The 2,047-nt window shown below is 40.2% G+C and carries 2 protein-coding genes; both read right to left on the reverse strand.

From position 1 onward, the window contains the following. Positions 1-180 precede the first annotated feature (180 nt). Positions 181-537: a YibL family ribosome-associated protein gene (locus AB4496_RS14945; protein ID WP_010432454.1), complete on the reverse strand. Its 357-nt coding sequence runs from the start codon at positions 535-537 to the stop codon at positions 181-183. A 187-nt stretch (positions 538-724) separates the two neighbouring features. Beyond that, positions 725-2,047, reverse strand: a 1,323-nt coding sequence (locus AB4496_RS14950) for an acyltransferase family protein (protein ID WP_372131250.1), incomplete at its 5' end; no start/stop codon positions are given.

Raw genomic sequence — 2,047 nt, forward strand, 5'->3', positions numbered from 1 at the left:
ACTTGGTGCCATGTTAGTAGCACGTTAACTTTTATAGGAGATAAAAGGATTTGTGACAACAATCACCTCTAAAAAGTTGAAAACGGCGTGAGTATTATTACCGCTGACTCTGCTTTTTTAATACCTAAAAAAGCAAAAAGGAGCTATTGCTAGCTCCTTTTTCATCACCATCACTGGCAATTAGAATTTTTTCGGTGCGTAACCAGTCATAACCTCAATGCGAAGCTCTTTACCGATCTTGGTCATTGGGTGAACAATTACTAATCCTTTAACAGACTTCTTAAGTTTACCCATATCCGCTTGCTCAGCTTTTGTGATTTCACGGCTAAATGGCATATCAATCAGAGACTTACGCTCTTGATTCACATCAAAGCTTTCTTTGTGTTTAAGCTGTGCAATTTTCTTAGTTAGCTTCTTAATCTCATCTTCAAATTGACGAACAACAGGACGATCATTACGAGTTTTAGCAGCCGCTAACTTGTTGCGACACTTGTCTAGACGGTTGTTAATTTGTTGAAGTTCGTTTTTAACACTCATAATAATTTCCTAAGATTTAACAAGCCAATTCGGATTGGGGCGCGGAGTATAGCACAAGGGTTCACTTGAACCGAAATTTATCTTAAACATCGCTACCTAAACGAATCATTTAAGACCAACACAATAGCTCCAAACACAGAAACGCCCTTATTCTTTCGTGTAAACAATAAGGGCGAATGAGCATTTCCTACGGAGCTGATTGACCCCATATTTTTTCGCGAAATTGAGGAATAAGTTGGCCAGCACCAAATTCATTCAGGTGATCGTCATCAACGTATGTTGGGTGATTGTTGATATCCCCTAGGCACTGCTGATCATCACAAAATATCGGTTCAGGGTCTATAAGAGTAACTCGACAGTTTTGGCTGATTTTTTCATAAGATTTCGTAATCAATGCGGTTCTTTGTCGGTACTCTTCAAGAGGAATAGAAACCGAAATATCAGATTGATTTAAAATCGAATACTTATACATAGTTTTAGGTACATCTTTCTTAAGCTCAGGGATTGGCTTGACCAAATAAACAGGGTTAGATTGACTAAGCTCGCACATGGTCTTTTCAAAACTGGATAAGATTGAGTTCAGGTACTCTTCCGATCTGGTCTGAAACCTTTTATCTCCTGCGATTAAACTGATCTTTTCGTTCTCACTTTGCCACCCATCTTCATTCGAACCATAAAGATAGCCACCCATTCTGTTAATGACAACAACAGGAACATTAGGGTAGTTGGTTTTCGCTTTTATTAGCGATGCTGAGACAAAATCCCCACACTCTTCTGATAACTCACCACTTGAAAGCACTCTTTTGATACCTGAAATCGTCGGACATGCGCTTCTCGTCCAGTCGATGACCGATGTATCGTTAGGTGCTGACGCTTCAACACTTCTCACTATCGATGCGCCATGACTATCGCCTAAAACAATAGCGGATACGGGTCCTGAGCCATAGTGACATTCAGGAGATGGTCCAAATTCGACGTGGCACTCTCCGCTTCGTGGATTCCGTTCATAGACACTTTGTGCAATGACTAGCTGTGTTTTATCCAGGCGCCAAAGTAACCCTTCACTTTCATAAACAACCTGTCCGATCAGGGCAACAGGGATAGCAAAAACTACGGGATAATAAGCCACAAAAAAACTAGCGCCTTTACGTGCTTTTTTAGGTCGGTAACTTTCAATGAACTTAAAAGAAAGGATCCCCATCAATACCGATATCATTACTCCAACTATATTGTGAGTAATAGTGTTGCTCGTAAGGTTCTTAATGAAAACATTAATAGGCCAATGCCAGAGATAAATTGAGTAGGAACACAACCCAACCCATTGTATCAGTCGTGATTTATGAAAGGTAAAATTGAGGTCCAAATTCAAAAGCAGAATTATCGCGGTAGCAATGACCGGAATAAGCGTCACATGACTCGGCCACAGTGTGCTGCTGTCTATCAAGACAGGTGAAATAAACAGTGAGGCAATAGCAACTAACAGCAATAACTGAACATTGGACTTTTTTAA

Origin of the sequence: Vibrio sp. 10N.222.46.A1, assembly GCF_041473595.1 — a bacterium.
GTDB classification, from domain to species: domain Bacteria; phylum Pseudomonadota; class Gammaproteobacteria; order Enterobacterales; family Vibrionaceae; genus Vibrio; species Vibrio tasmaniensis_A.

Excerpts from the sequence above, each read along its gene's own strand:
- AB4496_RS14945 (WP_010432454.1), bottom strand. The coding sequence starts at position 537 with ATGAGTGTTAAAAACGAACTTCAACAAATTAACAACCGTCTAGACAAG.